This is a genomic window from Alkalibacillus aidingensis (genome assembly GCF_014595945.1).
Classification (GTDB): domain Bacteria; phylum Bacillota; class Bacilli; order Bacillales; family Alkalibacillaceae; genus Alkalibacillus; species Alkalibacillus aidingensis.
This window is the reverse complement of sequence record NZ_JABXWU010000003.1, coordinates 77,172-96,368: the sequence shown is the minus strand read 5'-3', so window position 1 is coordinate 96,368 and position 19,197 is coordinate 77,172. Positions and strand designations below refer to the sequence as shown.

Annotated in this window: 13 protein-coding genes and 2 pseudogenes; 5 read left to right on the top strand and 10 right to left on the bottom strand. The window is 37.6% G+C overall.

The genetic code is table 11. The features are described from left to right. Window positions 1-714 precede the first annotated feature (714 nt). Entirely contained in the window at window positions 715-1,728 is a 1,014-nt protein-coding gene (locus tag HWQ49_RS07695) for a TIGR00341 family protein (RefSeq protein ID WP_188207023.1), read from the bottom strand. Window positions 1,729-1,832: 104 nt separating this feature from the next. On the opposite strand from HWQ49_RS07695, the gene HWQ49_RS07690 reads away from it, so the two are divergent. Genes HWQ49_RS07690 through HWQ49_RS07680 form a run of 3 tightly spaced genes read left to right on the top strand, consistent with a single transcriptional unit; the run spans window position 1,833 to window position 5,572 of the window. Continuing rightward, on the top strand, window positions 1,833-3,329 hold the full coding sequence (locus HWQ49_RS07690) for a spore germination protein (protein WP_188207022.1): 1,497 nt from the start codon (window positions 1,833-1,835) through the stop codon (window positions 3,327-3,329). Window positions 3,330-3,338: 9 nt separating this feature from the next. Then, on the top strand, window positions 3,339-4,439 hold the full coding sequence (locus HWQ49_RS07685; RefSeq protein ID WP_188207021.1) for a GerAB/ArcD/ProY family transporter: 1,101 nt from the start codon (window positions 3,339-3,341) through the stop codon (window positions 4,437-4,439). After that, entirely contained in the window at window positions 4,436-5,572 is a 1,137-nt protein-coding gene (locus HWQ49_RS07680) for a Ger(x)C family spore germination protein (protein ID WP_188207020.1), read from the top strand. Before HWQ49_RS07685 ends, HWQ49_RS07680 begins: the two co-directional genes overlap by 4 nt. Before the next feature lie 176 nt (window positions 5,573-5,748). Here the strand turns inward: HWQ49_RS07680 and HWQ49_RS07675 are convergent, their stop codons facing one another. The 4 genes from HWQ49_RS07675 to HWQ49_RS07660 form a co-directional block, all read right to left on the bottom strand. Next, entirely contained in the window at window positions 5,749-6,939 is a 1,191-nt protein-coding gene (locus HWQ49_RS07675; RefSeq protein WP_188207019.1) for a quaternary amine ABC transporter ATP-binding protein, read from the bottom strand. Further along, entirely contained in the window at window positions 6,940-7,797 is an 858-nt protein-coding gene (locus HWQ49_RS07670) for an ABC transporter permease (RefSeq protein WP_188207018.1), read from the bottom strand. Window positions 7,798-7,885: 88 nt separating this feature from the next. After that, on the bottom strand, window positions 7,886-8,878 hold the full coding sequence (locus HWQ49_RS07665) for an ABC transporter substrate-binding protein (RefSeq protein WP_188207017.1): 993 nt from the start codon (window positions 8,876-8,878) through the stop codon (window positions 7,886-7,888). A gap of 325 nt (window positions 8,879-9,203) precedes the next feature. Further along, window positions 9,204-10,274, bottom strand: coding sequence for an undecaprenyldiphospho-muramoylpentapeptide beta-N-acetylglucosaminyltransferase (locus tag HWQ49_RS07660; protein WP_188207016.1), 1,071 nt, complete (start codon window positions 10,272-10,274; stop codon window positions 9,204-9,206). A gap of 95 nt (window positions 10,275-10,369) precedes the next feature. On the opposite strand from HWQ49_RS07660, the gene HWQ49_RS07655 reads away from it, so the two are divergent. After that, window positions 10,370-11,713 (top strand): MATE family efflux transporter, encoded by a 1,344-nt coding sequence (locus HWQ49_RS07655; protein WP_188207015.1) that lies wholly within the window; start codon window positions 10,370-10,372, stop codon window positions 11,711-11,713. Between the two features lie 79 nt (window positions 11,714-11,792). Here the strand turns inward: HWQ49_RS07655 and HWQ49_RS07650 are convergent. The 3 genes and pseudogenes from HWQ49_RS07650 to HWQ49_RS07640 form a co-directional block, all read right to left on the bottom strand. Continuing rightward, a pseudogene (locus HWQ49_RS07650) lies at window positions 11,793-12,931 on the bottom strand (NupC/NupG family nucleoside CNT transporter). Window positions 12,932-13,205: 274 nt separating this feature from the next. Next, window positions 13,206-13,799 (bottom strand): SafA/ExsA family spore coat assembly protein, encoded by a 594-nt coding sequence (gene safA / locus HWQ49_RS07645; RefSeq protein WP_188207144.1) that lies wholly within the window; start codon window positions 13,797-13,799, stop codon window positions 13,206-13,208. 59 nt (window positions 13,800-13,858) lie between these two features. Next, on the bottom strand, window positions 13,859-14,263 hold the full coding sequence (locus HWQ49_RS07640; protein WP_188207014.1) for a hypothetical protein: 405 nt from the start codon (window positions 14,261-14,263) through the stop codon (window positions 13,859-13,861). A 486-nt stretch (window positions 14,264-14,749) separates the two neighbouring features. On the opposite strand from HWQ49_RS07640, the gene HWQ49_RS07635 reads away from it, so the two are divergent. Further along, the gene (locus tag HWQ49_RS07635) at window positions 14,750-14,887 is read left to right on the top strand and encodes a hypothetical protein (RefSeq protein WP_188207013.1); all 138 of its coding nucleotides are present in this window, start codon (window positions 14,750-14,752) and stop codon (window positions 14,885-14,887) included. Window positions 14,888-15,008: 121 nt separating this feature from the next. Here the strand turns inward: HWQ49_RS07635 and odhB are convergent, their stop codons facing one another. Next, on the bottom strand, window positions 15,009-16,271 hold the full coding sequence (odhB, locus tag HWQ49_RS07630; protein WP_188207012.1) for a 2-oxoglutarate dehydrogenase complex dihydrolipoyllysine-residue succinyltransferase: 1,263 nt from the start codon (window positions 16,269-16,271) through the stop codon (window positions 15,009-15,011). After that, a pseudogene (locus tag HWQ49_RS07625) lies at window positions 16,261-19,129 on the bottom strand (2-oxoglutarate dehydrogenase E1 component); the annotation flags it as partial. The gene odhB and the pseudogene HWQ49_RS07625, both read right to left, overlap by 11 nt. Window positions 19,130-19,197 lie beyond the last annotated feature (68 nt).

Below are 19,197 nucleotides of genomic sequence, written 5' to 3'. Positions count from 1 at the left end.
CTTTCTCTAACCACCATCAATCCTATTACCTCTATTTAGCAATTGAAATTTAATATGAACCACCTTTTTCACCCCTTTCTTTTTATTCAAATACTCAATGGAAATCTGTAACATCTTGATCACCTCCTTTAAACAAACGCTCTGTTAAGGTTCAGTGTTGATGATTTAAAGAAACAGCACTTAGTTGTTGTATGGTGATAGCGAAGGTGGCGACTCCTGGTCGGTGAAAACGCCACGTCCTGTGGCATCACCGACACTTGTACGTCCTGTACGTCGCGAGAATAGCGCGAGCTGAAGATCCACTTGGGAAACGCTTTTCTTCCCAAGTTAGCTGAAGCCGTGCCCGTGGAAAGCCTCCACCGAAAGCGTATCACCATAACAACAACGGACTTTAACAGAGCGTAAACAAAAACACTTAGGCCCAATAAACCAAGAGCCTAAGTGTCCATAAATAAAAAAAGTCGCGACATGAGGAACATGCGCGACTTTGCTAATAACTTAAATCAATAATATGGCATAACACTAATTAAAGACATCCTTCGGCAAGGTCACGACAGTGAAATATAAATTTGTCATCATTAACTCATGGCGATTTTGCATCATTTTACGTTTAATCATCATTCGCGACCTCCTTTTTCCTTTAATTTCCTCTCAAATTATATACCCCTTATCTGAAAATTGCAACACTTAATTGATAAATGATTCAAAAACCTTTTACATACTTAATAACAACACAATAACTAGCGTCACGAAAATTATCGCAACAATTGTAAATGATAAGATCCTAGAAACATTAATCGTAAGCTCCTCTTTCCACTTTAAAGGCCGTATGCCACTGATAAAGAAAATAATAATTCCACTCAAGAAAATACAAGTGACGTTAGTCGTTATAAGTAAGAAAGACCAATATGTGTCTTCCCATATCATTTGTCCGATCGAAATACCAAACGTGACTGTCGGTGGAAGCAAGGCCACAGCTACCATCACTCCCACAAGGCCACTAGAGACACGATTTAAAATCGATAATGCTCCAGCTGCCCCAGAAGCTAAGGCAATAAACAAATCAGCTAATGACACATTAGTTCGTAACAGATACTGCCTCGATTCAATTGCTTCATCAAAGAAATAACCGAATGAACTAGCAATAAAGACAATGATTAGAAAACCAATTACCAACGTGGACATTGCCTTACCAAGTCGCCGTAAATCTCCTAACACCGCCGCAAAAGATACCGAAATAGCGGGGCCGATTAAAGGCGCAATGGCCATCGCTCCAATAACTACCGCCTCACTATCATTAACAAAACCACCCGCAGCAACAATTGCTGAAAAGATAATTAATAAGGTATAGTTCATCGTTAAATTACTTCTCTTTTCAATCGTATGCATTAGTTCTTGCCGACTTGCTCTTAATAATTTACCTTTTTCCTCTGTGCTTTCTTCCTTCTTGTCTTTTTCATTCTGCTCTCGCTTTTCAATCGTTTCTCTTGAGAAGTAAGTGTGAACCGGAAATAGAATCGTTTCAAATCCTTCAGATAAAGTAGAGATTGCTTCTAAATAATCCAAAACCTCTTCTACATCTTCTTCAGCCACAATCATTCTAAACAAAATTCTGTCAGCAAGTTCATTTTCTTTCCACACGCTCTTACCAGAAAAGTTACTTAATGCAGACTCAACATCTTCAAAGTTTTCTTTAGGTATATAGACTTCTATTAATTGTATGCTCATTTGCTAACATTCCCCGTTTTTTAAGTTAGTTTTAACAAGCGCTATTACATATTTTCTCCAACTAATCGCATACTATGTTCAAACCTTGATAAAGGGAGAATATTATGAAGCGTAGATTTAAGAAGTCAAACTATTTTCCTTGTAAAATGGATCAACTCAAAACCGATTTAAAAGAACAATATTTTAAAGGATCACCAGATCTATCTTCAAAAATAATTGAGCAACAAAACAACGGTTGTATCATTATCTTCTTAGATTATTTAGTTGATAAGCAACACTTATTCGATAAAGTTATTAAAGAGCTACAAGACACTAGTGAATTATCAAATGAATCGATCAAAGAAGCTATACCAATATCAGGAGTAAAAGAGGAGAAAGAGCTTGAGAATATTGGTGACGAACTATTAGACGGTGGAGTCTGTGCTTATATTGAAGGGGAACAACAAGCATTGACCATTCCAATTCCAAGAGTAGAAGCAAGACAGCCTGAACGGGCAGAAACAGAATCTCTTGTATTTGGTCCACAGATTTCATTTACTGAGTCAATTGATATTAATTTAAACATTGTTCATAAACGGATGAATACCGATAAATTAAAAGTTGAAAAGTTTGTTATTGGTGATACCGTCCCTTCAGAGGTTAGATTAGTTTATCTAGAAGACATAGCAAATGAAGATAATGTTAAAGAAATGAGGAGTCGTCTTGAACAGTTGAAGGTTGACGATGTCCTAGAGAGTTCAACCATCACACAATATATTGAAGATAATTCATACTCGATCTTTCCTCAATTTTTAGTCACTGAATTACCAGACAGATTTTGTTACAGTCTTAAGGAAGGTAGGTTAGGCGTACTAGTAGACAAAAGTCCATCAGGCGTAATTGCACCCACCAATTTCCTTAGCTATTTCCAATCTACAGAGGATTTATATACACGATGGAACATGGGTGCTTTTATTAGGGTGATGCGTTTTGTCGCTATGTTTGCTTCGATTACTTTAACTCCAGTTTATGTAGCGGCTTTAACGTTTCACTATGAGATTATTCCTGAAGCGATGCTAGTTTCCCTCGGTCACTCGAGGTCTAGGGTCCCTTTCCCACCATTACTCGAAGCCTTAATCCTTGAGATATTCATCGAATTGATTCGTGAAGCAGGGGCAAGGTTACCGACTAAAGTCGGTCAAACAATGGGTATTGTTGGGGGGATTGTCATCGGACAAGCCATTGTAGAAGCGGGCTTCACCAGTAATATCTTAATTATTATTGTTGCGATCAGTGCCTTGGCTTCTTTTACAGCGCCTAGTTATTTGATGGGTTCTGCAATCCGAATAATTCGCTTTCCAATTATTGTATTGGCTGGTCTTTGGGGATTTCTTGGCATTGTCTTCAGTATGGCCTTTATCATCATTCATTTGATTAAACAAAAATCTTTAAATCGACCATACCTAGCACCCATTTACCCAACTCAACCTAAGGATATTGACAACTCTGTCATTCGGTTACCTTTTTTATTCAGTAACAAACGTTCTTACTCAAATAAGCCAAAAGAGATTAAGCGGTTCCCTAAGCCACCGAAAAAGAAGAAATCTGATATCGATGAATAGGTGTGGATTATGCAATCACAACTTCAAATACCAATAGATAAAAAAATAAAGGCGGTTTATTTATTTGTTGTCTTACACGCCTTACAAATGGGGGTAGGAGTTGTAGGGCTCCCTCGTGTTGTGTATGAAGAAGCTAAGCAAGACAGCTGGGTGTCAGTATTAATTGCTGGTATCGCTCTTCATATTGTGATTGCCTGTATTGTTTTCATTCTAAACAGTTATAAAAATACGGATATACATGGCATTTTAGCTCAGATATTCGGACAAAAGATCAGCAAAGTCCTTAGTATGGTTTTTATCTTTTATTTTTACTTAATGTTTATTAGCATTTTACTTAATTATATAGAATTCGTACAAGTATTCATATTTCCTAAACTATCAACGGGTTTTATCGCTTCACTACTTATATTCTTAGTCATTTACGCTGTTTATGGTGGAGTTAGGGCAGCTGTTGGAAGTAGTATTGTCTTTTTCTTTACGACGATCTGGATGGTACTACTGTTAATTGAACCCATTTTCTTAATGCGTGCAGAATATTTTCTACCAGTATTAGATAATAGTCCACAAGACATCTTCTCAGGCGCATTAAAAACGTCTTACTCGATACTAGGTTTTGAATTAATTTGGGTTCTCTATCCATTCATCCAGGATAAGAAGAACGTAGCCAAGTATAGTCATTTTGCCATGTTATTTACAATTATTTTAGTTATGTATGTCACTGTAGTAGCCATTGGTTACTTCAGTCCGAAACATCTAGAAATGAAGGTGTGGCCACTTTTTACGATGTTTAAAATCATAACACTCCCTATCTTTGAGCGATTCGATGTGATTTCAGTTGCATTATGGTTAATGGTCGTCATTCCCAATCTCATCTTACTTGGCTGGATGATCTCATATAGTTGTAAGCGAGTCACTGGTTTAAAACAAAAGCATTGCCTACATGTTTTTATGTTAATCGCTTTAATAGTAGCCACCTTTGTTGATAAACGAGAATACGTCAACATATTAACAGATTATGTGGGGCAGGCAGGTATATTTTTTGGTCTAACATTGCCATTTCTTCTATTACCTTTTGCCATCTATAAAAGAGTGAAAGGAAATAAATCATGAAATATCATTTACTTGTCATATGTATATTGCTAGTCATGTTAGTTGGTTGTGCTGAAGAAAATATCATTGAAGACCTTGGAATCGTGACGGTATATGGCTTTGATAAAGATGAAGATACTGGACACCTCCTTGCAACAACTGTCCTATACCAATTCGATCCTGATATAACCAATGCTTCACAAATCATTAACAGTGAAGGGGATACGTTACAAGGAGTTAAGAGAAATGCCAATAAAGAGTCTGGGCACAAGATCACCAATGGTCAATTAAGAGTTATATTATTCGGACCAAGTCTTTCTAAAGAGGATGGTTTTATTGAACATCTTGACACTTTAGGAAGAGATGCTAAGCTATCAGATATTGTTTATATAGCCGTTTCAGATCAGCCAAGTGACCAAGTACTTGCTTCTACAAACTATGAAGAAGCACCAAATATTGGGGCCTATTTACATCAATTAATAGAAACCGCCGTAAGAAATGAGGAAATAACAAGTAGTACGTACCACGAATATTTAAGAGACTATTTCCAAGTAGGTCGTGACCCTGTTTTACCATTACTAAGTGTTGATTCTGAAAAAGTTACTATTAAAAATATTGCTGCTTTACAAGATGATAAAGTGGTAGGAGATTTTACGATAGAGGAAGGCTTCTATATTCGTCTGATGGTAGATCAGTTTGATTCTGGGTTAATTGAACTGAAACTGCCGATTGAGCCATTTGAAGATCATCTAGAGGAATACGCTGAAATTGAAGACCCACATATCTACGCCGTTATCGATAAAATTAACAGTAATACAGATATAACTATGGAAAGTAAGAATCCACCGTCATTTGAAGTGAAAATCGATATTGATGGCAGAGTAATTGAACTGTCAAGACAATTAAATTTAGACGATCCTGAAACCTTAGATGTTTTAGAAACACAAGTAACCAAGCAAATGGAGAAAGAGTTAGAAGAAGTCATTAACAAAGCTCAAGAGATGAATGCTGATGTGTTTGGATTTGGCGTCAAATATAACAATAATACTCGTGGAGAGGACCTTACTAAAGAGCAATGGCGTGAAATGTTTACTGACATAGAGGTTGAGACAACTATTAAAATCAACATTGAAAGACACGGTACAGTTCAATAAAAAGGTTAAAAAAGGCTAAGTTTTTCGATGCTGTCGAGACCAATGTTTATCATTAAAGTAAAGACCGTACAATGAACTAATCGTTTTAATCATTGTACGGTCTTTATTATACGTTTGGCCAAATTTTTTCTTTTGTACTTGTTATTTACTTTTTGGCTCTAGCTCTTTTTAATACATTATTCATCTATATCTTCTGCAACTAAACTTGATAGTACATGAACCCGAAGAATGATTCCTTCTAGACGATTACTCTCACCAACTACAGCAATTGGGTAAGTTGATTCAACAGCTTTTGGAATAATCTCTTCTAAGTAATCTTCTTTTTTTACGGTTGCTACATCTTTAATCATAACGTCTTCTAAAGAGTTCTTTTCTTTTACACCTTGGATAGCATCATCAATCGTGACGATCCCCTGTAACTGACGTTTACGATCCGTCACATAAACACTTGATAAACCATTAGACTCCATTTCCTGAATAGCTACTTTAAGCCCATCCTTTAGCGAAACTAACGCGTTCGGTCTAATCATAATATTTTCGGCCTGGATAATTTTCGAACGATCGATATCTTTAATAAATTCTGAGATATAATCGTTTGCCGGTTCTTCAAGGATTTCTTCTGGTGTACCCGTCTGAACGACTTTACCGTCCTTCATCACCGCTACACGATCGCCAATTTTGAAAGCTTCGTTAATATCGTGAGTGATAAAGACGATCGTCTTCTGTAGGCGCTCTTGAAGGTCTAACAATTCTAACTGCATTTCACGACGAATGAGAGGGTCTAACGCACTAAATGGTTCGTCCATTAAAAGGATATCTGGGTCATTAGCTAACGCACGAGCTAATCCCACACGTTGCTGCATACCACCAGATAGTTCGTCGGGGTATTTATCTTCCCACCCCTTTAATCCGACACTTTCTAGATTTTGACGAGCAATTTCTTGACGCTCTTCAGCTGATACCCCACGAATCTCTAATCCATACTCAACATTTCCTAGTACAGTACGGTGACTGAACAATCCAAAATGCTGGAAAACCATCGCGATTTTCTTCTGGCGGTATTCCTTTAAAGCCTCACCCTTATACTGCACCACATCCTCACCATCAACGACAATTGAGCCTGTTGTTGGCTTGTTCAATAAATTTAAACAACGAATTAACGTCGACTTTCCACTTCCAGAAAGCCCCATGATTACAAATAGTTCACCTTCATTTATATCGATCGATGCGTTATAAACACCTACTGTATTTCCTGTTTCAGCTAAAATATCTTCTTTAGATTTTCCTTGTTCAACTAAAGGTATGGCTGTCTTAGGTTTTGGACCAAAAATTTTCGATACATTCTCCAATTTCATTTTCACACTCATTTACTGGTCCCCCTTATCTCTTTGGAAACGGTTACCGATTCCACTTGTAATGCGGTCAATGATAATAGCTAAAAATACAATACTGATACCTGCTTCAAATCCTAATGCAATATCAATACGGTTAATTGCCACTAAGACTTGTTCACCTAAACCGCCAGCACCAACCATGGATGCAATAACAACCATCGCTAAAGCCATCATCGTTGTCTGGTTAACACCAGCCATAATTGTAGGAACAGCTTGTGGTAATTGAACTTTCGTCAAAATTTGCATGCGAGATGAACCAAATGATTCAGCTGATTCAACCACTTCCTGATCAACATTTCTAATACCTAATTCGGTTAAACGAATAACTGGAGGTACTGCGTAAATGATAGTTGCAAATACAGCAGGAACATTACCTAGTGGGAAAAAGAAGATAACAGGAATTAAGTAGACAAAGCTTGGCATCGTCTGCATCGCATCTAAGATAGGTCTAATCACAACAGAGGAGGCTCGGTTCATCGCCATCCATATTCCGATTGGTATACCAATGATTAACGAGATGATCACAGCAGTCAGCACAATTGCAACGGTAATCATCAACTCTTCCCATAAACCAAAGCTACCAACTAAGAATATAAGAAACGCGTACAACAAACCTGATGTTGCGTTTTGGAAAAAGTAACCCAAAGCAAAAATAAACACTAATAGTAACCACCACGGTAAGAAATTCAATATATCATCAAACGTGGTAATGGTTGTGGACGTCATCCAAAAAATAAAGTCAAATACAGGCTCTAAATTTTTATCTAAAAAGTTAACGACAAAGTCGGCTATATTCCCCAGAGGAATCGATATATCAGGGAAACCACTCATCACTCTCACCTCTCAATTGTTTTGTTTAAATAAAAGAAGATAGTTAGCCATTTAATCAAATAGTGGCTAACTACCTTCAAATTAGGAACTAGATTCCTAAGCCCTCTTTTACTTTCTCAGCCACATCTTCAGGAACCCATTGTGTCCAAAGATCTTCATTCTCTTCCATCCACCATTCTGCTGCTTCTTCAGCATCTGTATCATTTTCTAGTAGATAGACTAATGCTTGTTCAGTTAATTCAGTTGATGTTTCATAGTTTTGTAAGAACTCAAAAACTTCTGGTGCTTGATCAGGGAAGTCTTTGTGCACCGTTACCATAACATCATTAGGAGGGAATTCAGTTGCTCTATTTTCCTCCCACTCATCCTCATCATACGGATTATCTCCTAGGATTGTTAAATCATAAGAAGCTGTAACCCAAGTTGGTGACCAGTAATAGCCAACCCATGGCTCACCTGACTCATAAGCTGATGAAAGTGAAGATACTAGCGCAGCTTCAGAACCTGGAGCTAATATGTTATACATCTCATCTAAACCATAATGTTGAAGTTTTTCTTCAATATGTTCATTAACTGCCCAACCAGATGGTCCGTTGACGATACGACCTTTGCTAGAATCCTCTGGGTCTTCAAAAAGCTCAGGATAATTTGCGAGATCTTCAACAGTTTCTAAATCTGGTGCCACAGGCTCAATCCCACGCTCTTCATCACCTTCAATGACGTATGTTGGTACATATAAGCCCTGTGCGTTATCATCAAAGTTAACTGAAGCATCAACATAATCTCCAGCCTCGATAGCTTCTTCATAAAGTTCCTTAGTATTATCTGTCCAAATTTCAGAGTAAACTTGAATGTCTCCTTCTCTTAATGCCTGCATCGTGTTTGCGGTTGAACCACTCATAGTTTCAGTATCGTAGTCATAACCATGTTCAATAATATTAGCCATAACATGGTTATGGAATTTAATACTATCCCAATCCCCGTCAGCTAGGACAATTTCTTCTAAAGTCTCATCATCGTCACTACATGCTACAAGAACCAGCATGGAAGACATTAAAATTAATAATAAAAATTTCTTCATTTTAACTCTCCTTTTAAATTTTTAAATGCATTAGGCCTGGTTACTTTTTACACTTTTTGTTGATCAACGTTGTGTTCGAAAAGACCTATAAAAATTTTTCTCTGAATCTATCAATTTTGAAACCATTTTTAATTATATTCGTGTGGCAAAATTCTATCAATTACGATATTTAACGATTAAGAACGATTTACAAACAAATATTCCGATTATTTATAGTTCAGTTGTTTTTTAGATAATATCGATAGAAATAACTCTACATTCTATCCAAAAACAAAGGTACCACCCAAAAATAGGTAGTACCTTTGTATACAAAAGGAAATAATTGTTATTTCATGGTTGTTTTGATTAAATTAATTACCTCATCTTTAGTCTTAATCGGCTGATAAGCTTGCATATTTTGGATATATTTTTCCCGATTTTGATAAAGCTCTTGGATCTGTTCATATAAAGTTTGATCATTAACCTCTTCATCTTCAAGCATTTGTGCATAACCACGTTTCTTAAAGGATTCAGCATTAAGGATTTGATCACCTCGGCTTGCTTGCCTTGACAACGGGATGAGGAGCATTGGTTTTTTTAAAGCTAAAAACTCAAATATAGCATTGGCTCCAGCCCGAGAAACAACAACATCCGCAATAGCTAAAAGATCCTTTAGTTCATCTGTGACATATTCATATTGAACGTAACCGTACTGTTTAATAGATGCGTCTAACTTTCCTTTGCCACACAAATGAATGACTTGAAACTCTTCAAGCAGTTGTGGGAGATTAGAACGAATAGCCTCATTAATGCTTTGGGCTCCTGCACTCCCCCCCATCACTAGTAAGGTCGGTTTAGATTTAACAAAGTCCGTCATTTGATAGGCTTGACCTGGATCTCCTTGAAACAATTCATCTCGCACAATTGCACCAACGTTTTTCACTTTATTCTGGGGCAGATATTCGTTCGTTTCAGGGAAGGTTGTCAAAACATACTTAGCAAAATTAGTGGCGATTTTATTAGCTAATCCCGGCGTATAATCAGATTCATGGATGATTGACGGTATATTAGACATTTTAGATGCCATAACAACTGGCACCGAAACAAACCCACCTTTTGAAAAAACTATACTTGGTTTTAACTCTTTCATGAGCTTTTTAGCCTGGAAAACACCCTTTAATACCTTAAATGGATCTTTCATATTTTGGGCCGACAAATAACGTCTTAACTTACCTGTTGCGATACCATGATAAGTCACGCCTTCCATTCCCTCTACTAATTCGCGTTCAATCCCTTGATAAGACCCAATATAATGTATGTCATAACCTTCTTTTATAAACTCTGGCATTAAAGCAAGGTTAACCACTACATGCCCTGCCGTTCCTCCACCTGTAAAAATTATTCGTTTATTTGTCATTTGTTCGTCTTCCTTTCTATCCAAAAACCATAAACTAAGCTATAATGACATATTAGCAAACATTGTTATCACATAGTATAGGAAGGAGTTAAAAAATGTATCAAACTCATTCCACAATCGAAAAAATAACTTTATTCATAAAAATATTACTCCCGATCTTAGTGACTCAGGTCGGGATCTATTTAATGAACGTTTTTGATACCGTGATGGCTGGTCAGGCTTCATCTGAAGATTTAGCAGGTGTTGCGATCGGTTCTTCAATTTGGATACCTGTATTAACAGGTATTAATGGTATATTATTAGCCATTTCTCCAATCGTCGCACAACTTTCAGGAGCCAATCAACGTGACAAAATCCCTACTGCCGTTAAACAAGGGATTTACTTAGCGATTATCATCTCTGCTTTTATGTTTACTTTAGGAGTGTTCTTTTTAGACTCCCTATTAAATATATTATCACTTGAACCAGAAGTTAGATACATCGCTAAGTACTATCTAGTCGCTCTTGGTTTTGGTATGTTGTTCCTATTTTCATTCAACCTCATGCGTTCATTTATTGATGCCTTAGGTCAAACCAAAACCTCTATGTTAATCATACTAATCGCCTTACCGTTAAATGCTTTTTTTAATTACCTCTTTATATTTGGTAATTGGGGTGTTCCAGAACTTGGTGGAATTGGAGCAGGAGTTGCTTCAGCACTGACTTACTTCATTACCTCAATCATTACCATCATTATTGTACAAAAAGTGCAACCCTTTAGAGGTTATCAGATATTTAATGAGCTAGTTCGTCCATCAATAAAAGCATGGAAAGAACAATTAAAAATAGGCGTCCCAATTGGGATTACCATCTTTTTTGAAACAAGTATCTTTGCTGCAGTCACTCTGTTTATTAGTGTTTATGACACAGTAACAATAGCAGCCCACCAAGCTGCAATGAACTTTGCTTCGATATTTTATATGATTCCTCTGGCTATTGCTATGGCACTAACGATCTCAGTCGGTTTTGAAGTCGGGGGAAAACGATTAATTGATGCTAAAGTATACAGTTTTATTGGAATTAGTTCAGGACTTTTCTTTGCCATATTAAGTGGTATATTGATTTTCATTTTACGTGAAGAAGTTGCCCAATTGTATAGTAATGAGCCGGAAGTGATTTTATTAATGCAGTATTTCCTAATTTACGCTGTATTCTTTCAGTTATCTGATGGATTTGGCACACCAATCCAAGGTGCATTAAGAGGATACAAGGATGTTAATACGACTCTGGTGATCGCATTTATATCATTTTGGGTTATTGGATTACCAACAGGGATTGCTTTAGCCAACTTAACAGCACTTGATCCATTCGGATACTGGGTTGGTTTAATTACTGGACTTGCAACAGGGGCAATTATTTTAATCATGAGGTTATATTACGTCGTTAAGACATTTAGCTGATTCACCACCATCAATCAAAAAAGAGGCTGTCCCTCTAGTCATCTATTCATGACTGGGACAGCCTCTTTTAAATTCGATTTTATAAGAATAGACCAGCGATTGTAGCTGAAAGGATAGATGCTAAAGTAGCACCAACTAGAAGCTTCATACCAAAACGTGAAACTGTCTTACCTTTTTCACCATCAATACCAGCAACTGTACCTGCGATAATACCAATTGAACCAAAGTTCGCAAAGCTTGTTAAGAATACAGATACAATACCAACTGTCTTATCTGAGAATTGATCTTGCATGTCAATGAACTGTAACATCGCAACGAATTCGTTCGTTACAATCTTCAGACCCATTAAACTACCTGCATCAATCAATTCACCTGGCTGGATACCAATTAGAAAGTAATTGGAACTAAGATAATACCAAGAATACTTTCTAATGTTTGACCAGGGATAATGGCACTTACAATGAAGTTCACTAATTCTAATGAAGCTAAGAAGGCAATTAACATCGTTGCAACGATTAAGGCAATTTTACCACCATCCATCGCACCATTTGCCATTGCTTCAAAGATACTTTTAGCTCCACTTACTTCATTCACATCAACATCATCATCTTCATCAGAAACATCTGGTGGTGCAATGATAGATGCAACAATTAACGCACTGAACATGTTTAGTGGAATCGCCACTAGTACATATTCTGCCGGGATCATCGTCATATAAGCACCAATAATCGATGCTGAAACAGACCCCATCGCTGACGCTGATACAATATACAAGCGATTTTCAGTAATTCGATGGAACTGTGATTTGATCGCGATTAACGCTTCAGACTGACCAAAGAACATACTGTTTACTGCGTTAAAGGATTCGATTTTCGGTAAACCTGTTATTTTAGATAATGCCCCACCAACATACTTAATGAGTAATGGAAGCACTTTCAAATATGTTAAAACAGATAGAATAGTAGCAAAGAAAATAATAATTAATAATACATCAAAGAAGAACACGTTAGGGTCATCTGGATTAGTCATGGCAATACCACCCACGACGAACTCTACCCCTTCACGTCCAAATTCGATTAATTTCTCAAACACCACTGCAATCGATTCGATGATAATACGACCAATTTCCGTATTAAACATAAACCACGTAATCAGTAGCTGTAACAAAATCATGATTCCGATTCCTTTAAATGGAATCCCGTTACGGTTACTAGACATTAACATAGCTAGTCCAATAACTGCAACAATGGCTATTAACCCCAAAATAATATCCATCTCTATATCCTCCTAAAAATAAATATATAAATAATCACTGCTATTGAATTTTATCAACTGGAGTATGAAAACGCAATCATATTAGGTAAATTTATCGATAAAAATTTAAAAATGTCGCAATTTGGTGAAGTTGATTTTTTACTATACAAGAAAAATATTCTAACAAAAAGTAGTGGTCTCCGTAGTAACTTACCTACTTCAACCACTACTACTACTACTACTTTTCAATAAACATTTGGGTCCAATAAGTAGAGCGACTTCCTCCTTCTGCGTAACCAACACCAATATGTGTCATATCAGGATTCAATATGTTTTGTCTATGTCCTGGACTATTCATCCATGATTCAACCACTGCCTCAGCGGACCTCTGACCGGCAGCAATATTCTCGGCTGCTCTACGGTAACTGACATTAAAATTTTCAATCATATCAAATGGTGAACCATAAGTAGGTGATTGGTGAGAAAAATAATTTTTATCACGCATATCTGCAGATTTATACCTAGCTACCCTTGAAAGTTGCCAATCATGGTCTAATGGTTCTAATCCATTCTGTTCACGATAGTTATTCGTTAGACGAATAACTTCATTTTCAATTGACTTTACTTCTGTTTTTAAAGGGACATTAATTTCATCTCCAGGGTAAATTAAGTCTGGGTTACGTATTTGAGGATTCGCTTCAATGATTTCACTTAAGCCAATTTGATAACTTCGTGAAATCATCCACAGTGAATCTCCAGGCTGTACAACGTAAACGTCCACTGTCTCAGCATCTACTCTTTTGATTGGTTCATCAACCACAACCAGTACCATCAATAATAGCGCAATCACAAAGAAGAACTTTTTGAATCTCAAAAGTAGCACCCCTTTCGTCACTTGTTAGTGTGACCGAAAGGAAGGTATTTTATGTCAACGTTTTTTAGATCACGGTTCAGTTTGTTTACGTATTCGGACTTAGGGTTTGCCGTCACTAAGATTAATTTATATGCTAAAGCATTGTGCTGGCTTAAGGATTTGAGAAGAGCGATACTTTTATTCACCTCACCAGGATCAACTTCTCCATCAGTCACATGGGTTAATTGAAGTTGAATTTTCATCTGATCTAATGCTCGGTAGATTTTTCTAAATACATTGGTGTAAGACGTTCCACCGTGAAAACTCAGTTGATTAATATGTATAAATTCATCGTCTAATAGCTCCTGGTTGTGCAGCAAAACAAGTTTGCTACTTGTGATTCCAAGTTGATTGACCGTTAGAGTCTGTTTTTTTGGCTTCATAGAATTAGAAATATCGATAAGAGCTAATTCAATCGTCCTCTCTCTAGGCTTCAATGGAATCTGATTATATATTAGAGATTTCTCAAATGGCTTATTGTTACTTAAATAATTCAGTAAGGTTCTCGTTGTGTTAAGCTTACCTTTATTTGTATGGGTCTCATCAGATTGATTGGTTGATTTTTGCTGGATTAATTTTTTAAGTGCTTGAGTAGATAGTGGCTTAGGTGATTGTTCACTTCTGCCTACTTTCGATGGTTGTGAATAGGTTTGTGCTTGTGTTTGTGGAGGTAATTTGGGGATCTCCCTATGTCTATGTAAAATTTTATGGCTACTATACTTAATGTGAATCCCCCCCTATAAGAGTTCTAAAGCTAATATATGATGAGGATAATGGATTCTTTCATTCATGTTAAGAAGGAGGCTGAATTGCTGGACGCAAATCAGCTCTTTTGTGTTGGAATGAAATTAGGTAGGAAAAACGGGTGAGTGAGTAGAGAACTGGTCGCTAAAACAGTGATGATGCCATTCTATTTAACGATTTGGGATCGTGTCGACGCATTTCCGTTAATTAGAGCCTGGCTATTTAACGGTTTGACCCCTTGTCGACGCATTTCCGTTAATTAGAGCCTGGCTATTTAACGGTTTGACCCCTTGTCGACGCATTTCCGTTAATTTGACCATATAAAAAAAGCCCGGTTATGACTATTCATCATAACCGGGCTCCTTAATAATACTTACATAAGACTTATCCTTCTAGAAGAAGGTCATATGGATCCTCAATCATTTCTTTCACGCGTACTAGGAATTGTACAGCTTCGCGACCATCAACAATTCTGTGGTCATAGGATAAAGCAAGGTACATCATTGGACGTACTTCAATGCTATCATCTGGCATAACGACTGCACGCTTTTCGATCTTGTGTAATCCTAAGATACCAACCTGTGGTGTATTTAGAATTGGTGTTGAAAGCATTGAACCGAAAATTCCACCATTGGTAATCGTGAATGAACCGCCTTGTAGTTCACCCATCGTTAATTTACCGTCACGAGCTTTCTTAGCTAGTTCCATAATTTCGCCTTCGATACCTGCGAAACTTAAACGGTCCGCATCACGAACTACTGGAACAACTAAACCTTCTTCAGTTGATACAGCCATACCGATGTCATAAAACTGTTTTTGAACAATTTCATCGCCTTGGATCTCAGCATTAAGTAATGGGAACTCTTTAAGTGCTCCAATAACTGCCTTTGTGAAGAATGACATGAATCCTAGCTTAATACCATGTTTCTTCTCGAACTCTTCTTTACGTTCACTACGTAAATTCATGATATTAGTCATATCCACTTCGTTAAATGTTGTTAACATCGCAGAATTGTGTTGTGCTTCAACTAGACGCTTAGCAATTGTTTGACGACGACGTGACATTTTTACACGTTCGACTGGCTTTTCGAATTCAGTTTTCTCAGCTGATTTGTCTTCTTTCTTAGCTGATTGCTTCTTACCTTCGTCAACTTTTGCCTTAGCAGCAGCTTCAACATCTTCTCTTGAAATTCGGCCAACTGGATCTTTTGGCTTAATTTCACTTAAGTCGATACCAAGCTCGCGAGCACGCTTACGTGTTGCTGGTGATGCTACTGGCTGTTCACCGTCTGCTGCAGCTGGCTCTTCTTTAGTTGTTGGTTGCTTTTCTTCTTTTTTATCCTCTTTTACTTCTTCCTTAGGCTCTTCTGTTTCCTCAGGTTTGTCATCAGATGCAGGTGCTGCACCCTCGCCACTTTCGTCAACTTTTGCGATCGCGTCACCTACTTCAACATCCGCACCTTCTTCAACTAATAATTCAGTAATAACACCAGAGTGATCCGCATTTACCTCTACGTTTACTTTATCCGTTTCAAGTTCAACGACAGGATCACCTTTCTCTACCTGGTCACCTTCTTTAACTAACCATTCTGCTACCGTACCTTCTGTGATTGATTCGGCCAACTCCGGAACAATAATTTCCTTCACGACATTCTCCTCCTTTAATCTAGCTTCAATGCTTCATTTATAATACGACTTTGTTCTGATTTAGAAATATTAGGATCACCTACAGCTGGAGATGAGCGATACGGGCGTCCAACGTAGTGAAGCTTCTGCTTAACCTTCTTAACATCCTGGATACGTTCCTTAACAAAATCCCAGCTTCCCATGTTCTTTGGCTCTTCTTGAACCCAAACAATTTCTTCAACATTTTTATATTTCTTAAGTAATTCTTTTAATTCTTTTTCAGGGAACGGGTAAATCTGTTCAAAACGGGCTAGATGGATCGTCTCATCATCCACTTCACCTTTTTCAATGGCTTCTTCTAATTCAACCATGACTTTACCGCTTCCTAGAACTAAACGTGTAACAGCCTCTTGATTCTCACCTGTGCCTTTTTGCTCAAGAATGTTCTTAAACTTACCTTCAGATAATTCTTTCGCATCGACTGCCACTCGTTGGTTACGTAATAAACTCTTAGGTGACATGACCACAAGTGGACGAGCAGCTTCTGTACCAACGATTGCTGCTTGACGTCTTAATAAATGGAAGTATTGTGCTGATGTAGTTACATTAGCTACTGTCCAGTTATTTTCGGCTGATGATTGTAAGAAACGTTCTAGTCTGGCACTAGAGTGTTCTGGTCCTTGACCTTCGTAACCATGTGGTAATAACATCACTAAACTTGCAATTTGTCCCCATTTCGCTCGACCAGATGAGATAAACTGGTCAAAAATAACTTGGGCGGCATTAGCGAAGTCACCAAATTGAGCTTCCCATAGTACTAATGTATCCTCACTTTGAACACTATAGCCGTACTCAAAGCCTAAGACACCAGCTTCTGATAATGGGCTGTTATAGATACTAAATGTTTCATCAACACCTTCTAATCCATGAAAAGGACTATAGGATTGTTCTTTTTCAGTATCATGTAACACCGCATGACGGTGAGCAAATGTACCACGCTGAGAGTCCTGACCAGTCATCCGGATTGGTGTACCGTCATTTAAAATGGATGCAAATGCCAGTGCTTCACCTAATGCCCAATCAATCTTTTCCCCTTCGTTAAATGCTTTTTCACGTCGTTGGAGGATCTTCTCAAGTTTTTTAAAGCCTGTAAAATCTTCCGGGCGCTTTAACATATCTTCATTTAATTTCTTAAGTACATCGACCTCGACAGCTGTTTCAATCTGGTCTAATCCATTAGCTACTTCATCTGGTAACTCTGGGATTGTTGGATCAAGGTTTTCATTTTCAATCATGTTGTTATAAGTTTCTCGTAGATCTTTCATCACTTGATCTTTATAACCTTTAACATCATCTTCTGAAATAACATTCTGATCCGCTAAGTATTGTGCATATTGTTCATATGCTGTTTCGTGCTTATCAATTGACTTATAAAGGTGAGGCTGTGTCCCACGTGGTTCATCCATTTCGTTATGTCCATATCTTCTGTACCCAACAAGGTCAATTAAGACATCTTTTTGGAACTTTTTACGATATTGATAAGCTAGTTCAACAGCAGTTAGACAAGCGATTGGATCATCCGCATTGACGTGAATGACAGGAATCTCAAAACCTTTCGCTAAATCACTTGCATATTTAGTTGAACGACCCTCTTCATGATTGGTTGTGAAACCAACTAAGTTATTCGCAATGATATGAATGGAACCACCTGTTGCATACCCATTCAATTGTGACATATTAAGTGTCTCAGCAACAACACCTTCACCAATAAAGGCTGCGTCACCGTGAATCTGGACTGTAAAAGATTTATTAAAGTCAGGTTCAGCATAACCACCTTTATAGCGATCATCTTGTACTGCACGTGTATATCCTTCTACAACTGGATTAACAAACTCTAGATGTGAAGGGTTATGAGCTAACGTGACGTTGGTCTTATGATCATCACCAGAAAATTCACGATCGCCACCAAAGTGGTATTTCACATCTCCTGTCCAGCCATAATTAATGCCAGTTGATCCTTCAGAAGGTACGAGTTCTTTATCTGGAGAATGCGCAAACTCTGAAAAAATTCTTTCATACGGCTTACCAACGATATGCGCTAATACGTTTAGTCGCCCTCTGTGTGCCATTCCCATCATAATATGCTCAACTGAATCTTTGTTTCCATTCTTAACCATACGATCAAGCATCGGAACCATCATATCTAAACCTTCAATTGAGAAGCGTTTTTGTCCAACAAAAGTTTTTCCTAAAAATTGCTCAAAACCTTCAACCTCTGCTAGACGATTGAGCAATTCCTTTTGTTCGTCGTCAGTTAAAGACACGTCAAAAGCACCAGTCTCTACTTGGTTGTAGAGCCACTCGCGCTCATCATCATCAGGAATATGGTTAAATTCATAAGAAACCTTACCTGAATAACGGCCTTTCAAATGTTGAATTAAGTCCCAGGCATTTTTCACATGACTAGGCGAATCAGATACTAAAATATCGACATCCATCTTCTTAAGATCTGATTCCGTTAGGTCATACGTTTTCGGATCAACTAATGGTGTTGATCGATTATCTTGTTTTCCTACAGGGAAGATGTCCGCTTCTAAATGACCATGGCGACGGATTGCATCAACAAGCTTCATTGCAGATGTTAGCTTTTTCATGTCAGCCTTCGACGCTGTTTGCCCACCAGTAGCTTCAACACTACCTGAATCCATCCACTCAGGTGCGCCATGTTCTTCAAACATTTGACGCAGTGATTCATCAACTGCATCAGGGTCATCTAAAAATAATTCATACTGCTCTTCAACATATCCCATATTTGGGCCATGAAAAGCATGCCATACATTGTCGTTAGACCCTCTGATTGCCACTTTTACTACCCCCATCGAATTGTACAAATTGAATATTTATACTTATTAGTTTATAACAGTTTTTCTCCTGATTTCTATCAAAT

Coding starts and splice junctions, on each gene's coding strand:
- HWQ49_RS07695 (WP_188207023.1), bottom strand. CDS start 1,728: ATGAGCATACAATTAATAGAAGTCTATATACCTAAAGAAAACTTTGAA.
- HWQ49_RS07690 (WP_188207022.1), top strand. CDS start 1,833: ATGAAGCGTAGATTTAAGAAGTCAAACTATTTTCCTTGTAAAATGGAT.
- HWQ49_RS07685 (WP_188207021.1), top strand. CDS start 3,339: ATGCAATCACAACTTCAAATACCAATAGATAAAAAAATAAAGGCGGTT.
- HWQ49_RS07680 (WP_188207020.1), top strand. CDS start 4,436: ATGAAATATCATTTACTTGTCATATGTATATTGCTAGTCATGTTAGTT.
- HWQ49_RS07675 (WP_188207019.1), bottom strand. CDS start 6,939: ATGAGTGTGAAAATGAAATTGGAGAATGTATCGAAAATTTTTGGTCCA.
- HWQ49_RS07670 (WP_188207018.1), bottom strand. CDS start 7,797: ATGAGTGGTTTCCCTGATATATCGATTCCTCTGGGGAATATAGCCGAC.
- HWQ49_RS07665 (WP_188207017.1), bottom strand. CDS start 8,878: ATGAAGAAATTTTTATTATTAATTTTAATGTCTTCCATGCTGGTTCTT.
- HWQ49_RS07660 (WP_188207016.1), bottom strand. CDS start 10,274: ATGACAAATAAACGAATAATTTTTACAGGTGGAGGAACGGCAGGGCAT.
- HWQ49_RS07655 (WP_188207015.1), top strand. CDS start 10,370: ATGTATCAAACTCATTCCACAATCGAAAAAATAACTTTATTCATAAAA.
- safA (WP_188207144.1), bottom strand. CDS start 13,799: ATGGTACTGGTTGTGGTTGATGAACCAATCAAAAGAGTAGATGCTGAG.
- HWQ49_RS07640 (WP_188207014.1), bottom strand. CDS start 14,263: ATGAAGCCAAAAAAACAGACTCTAACGGTCAATCAACTTGGAATCACA.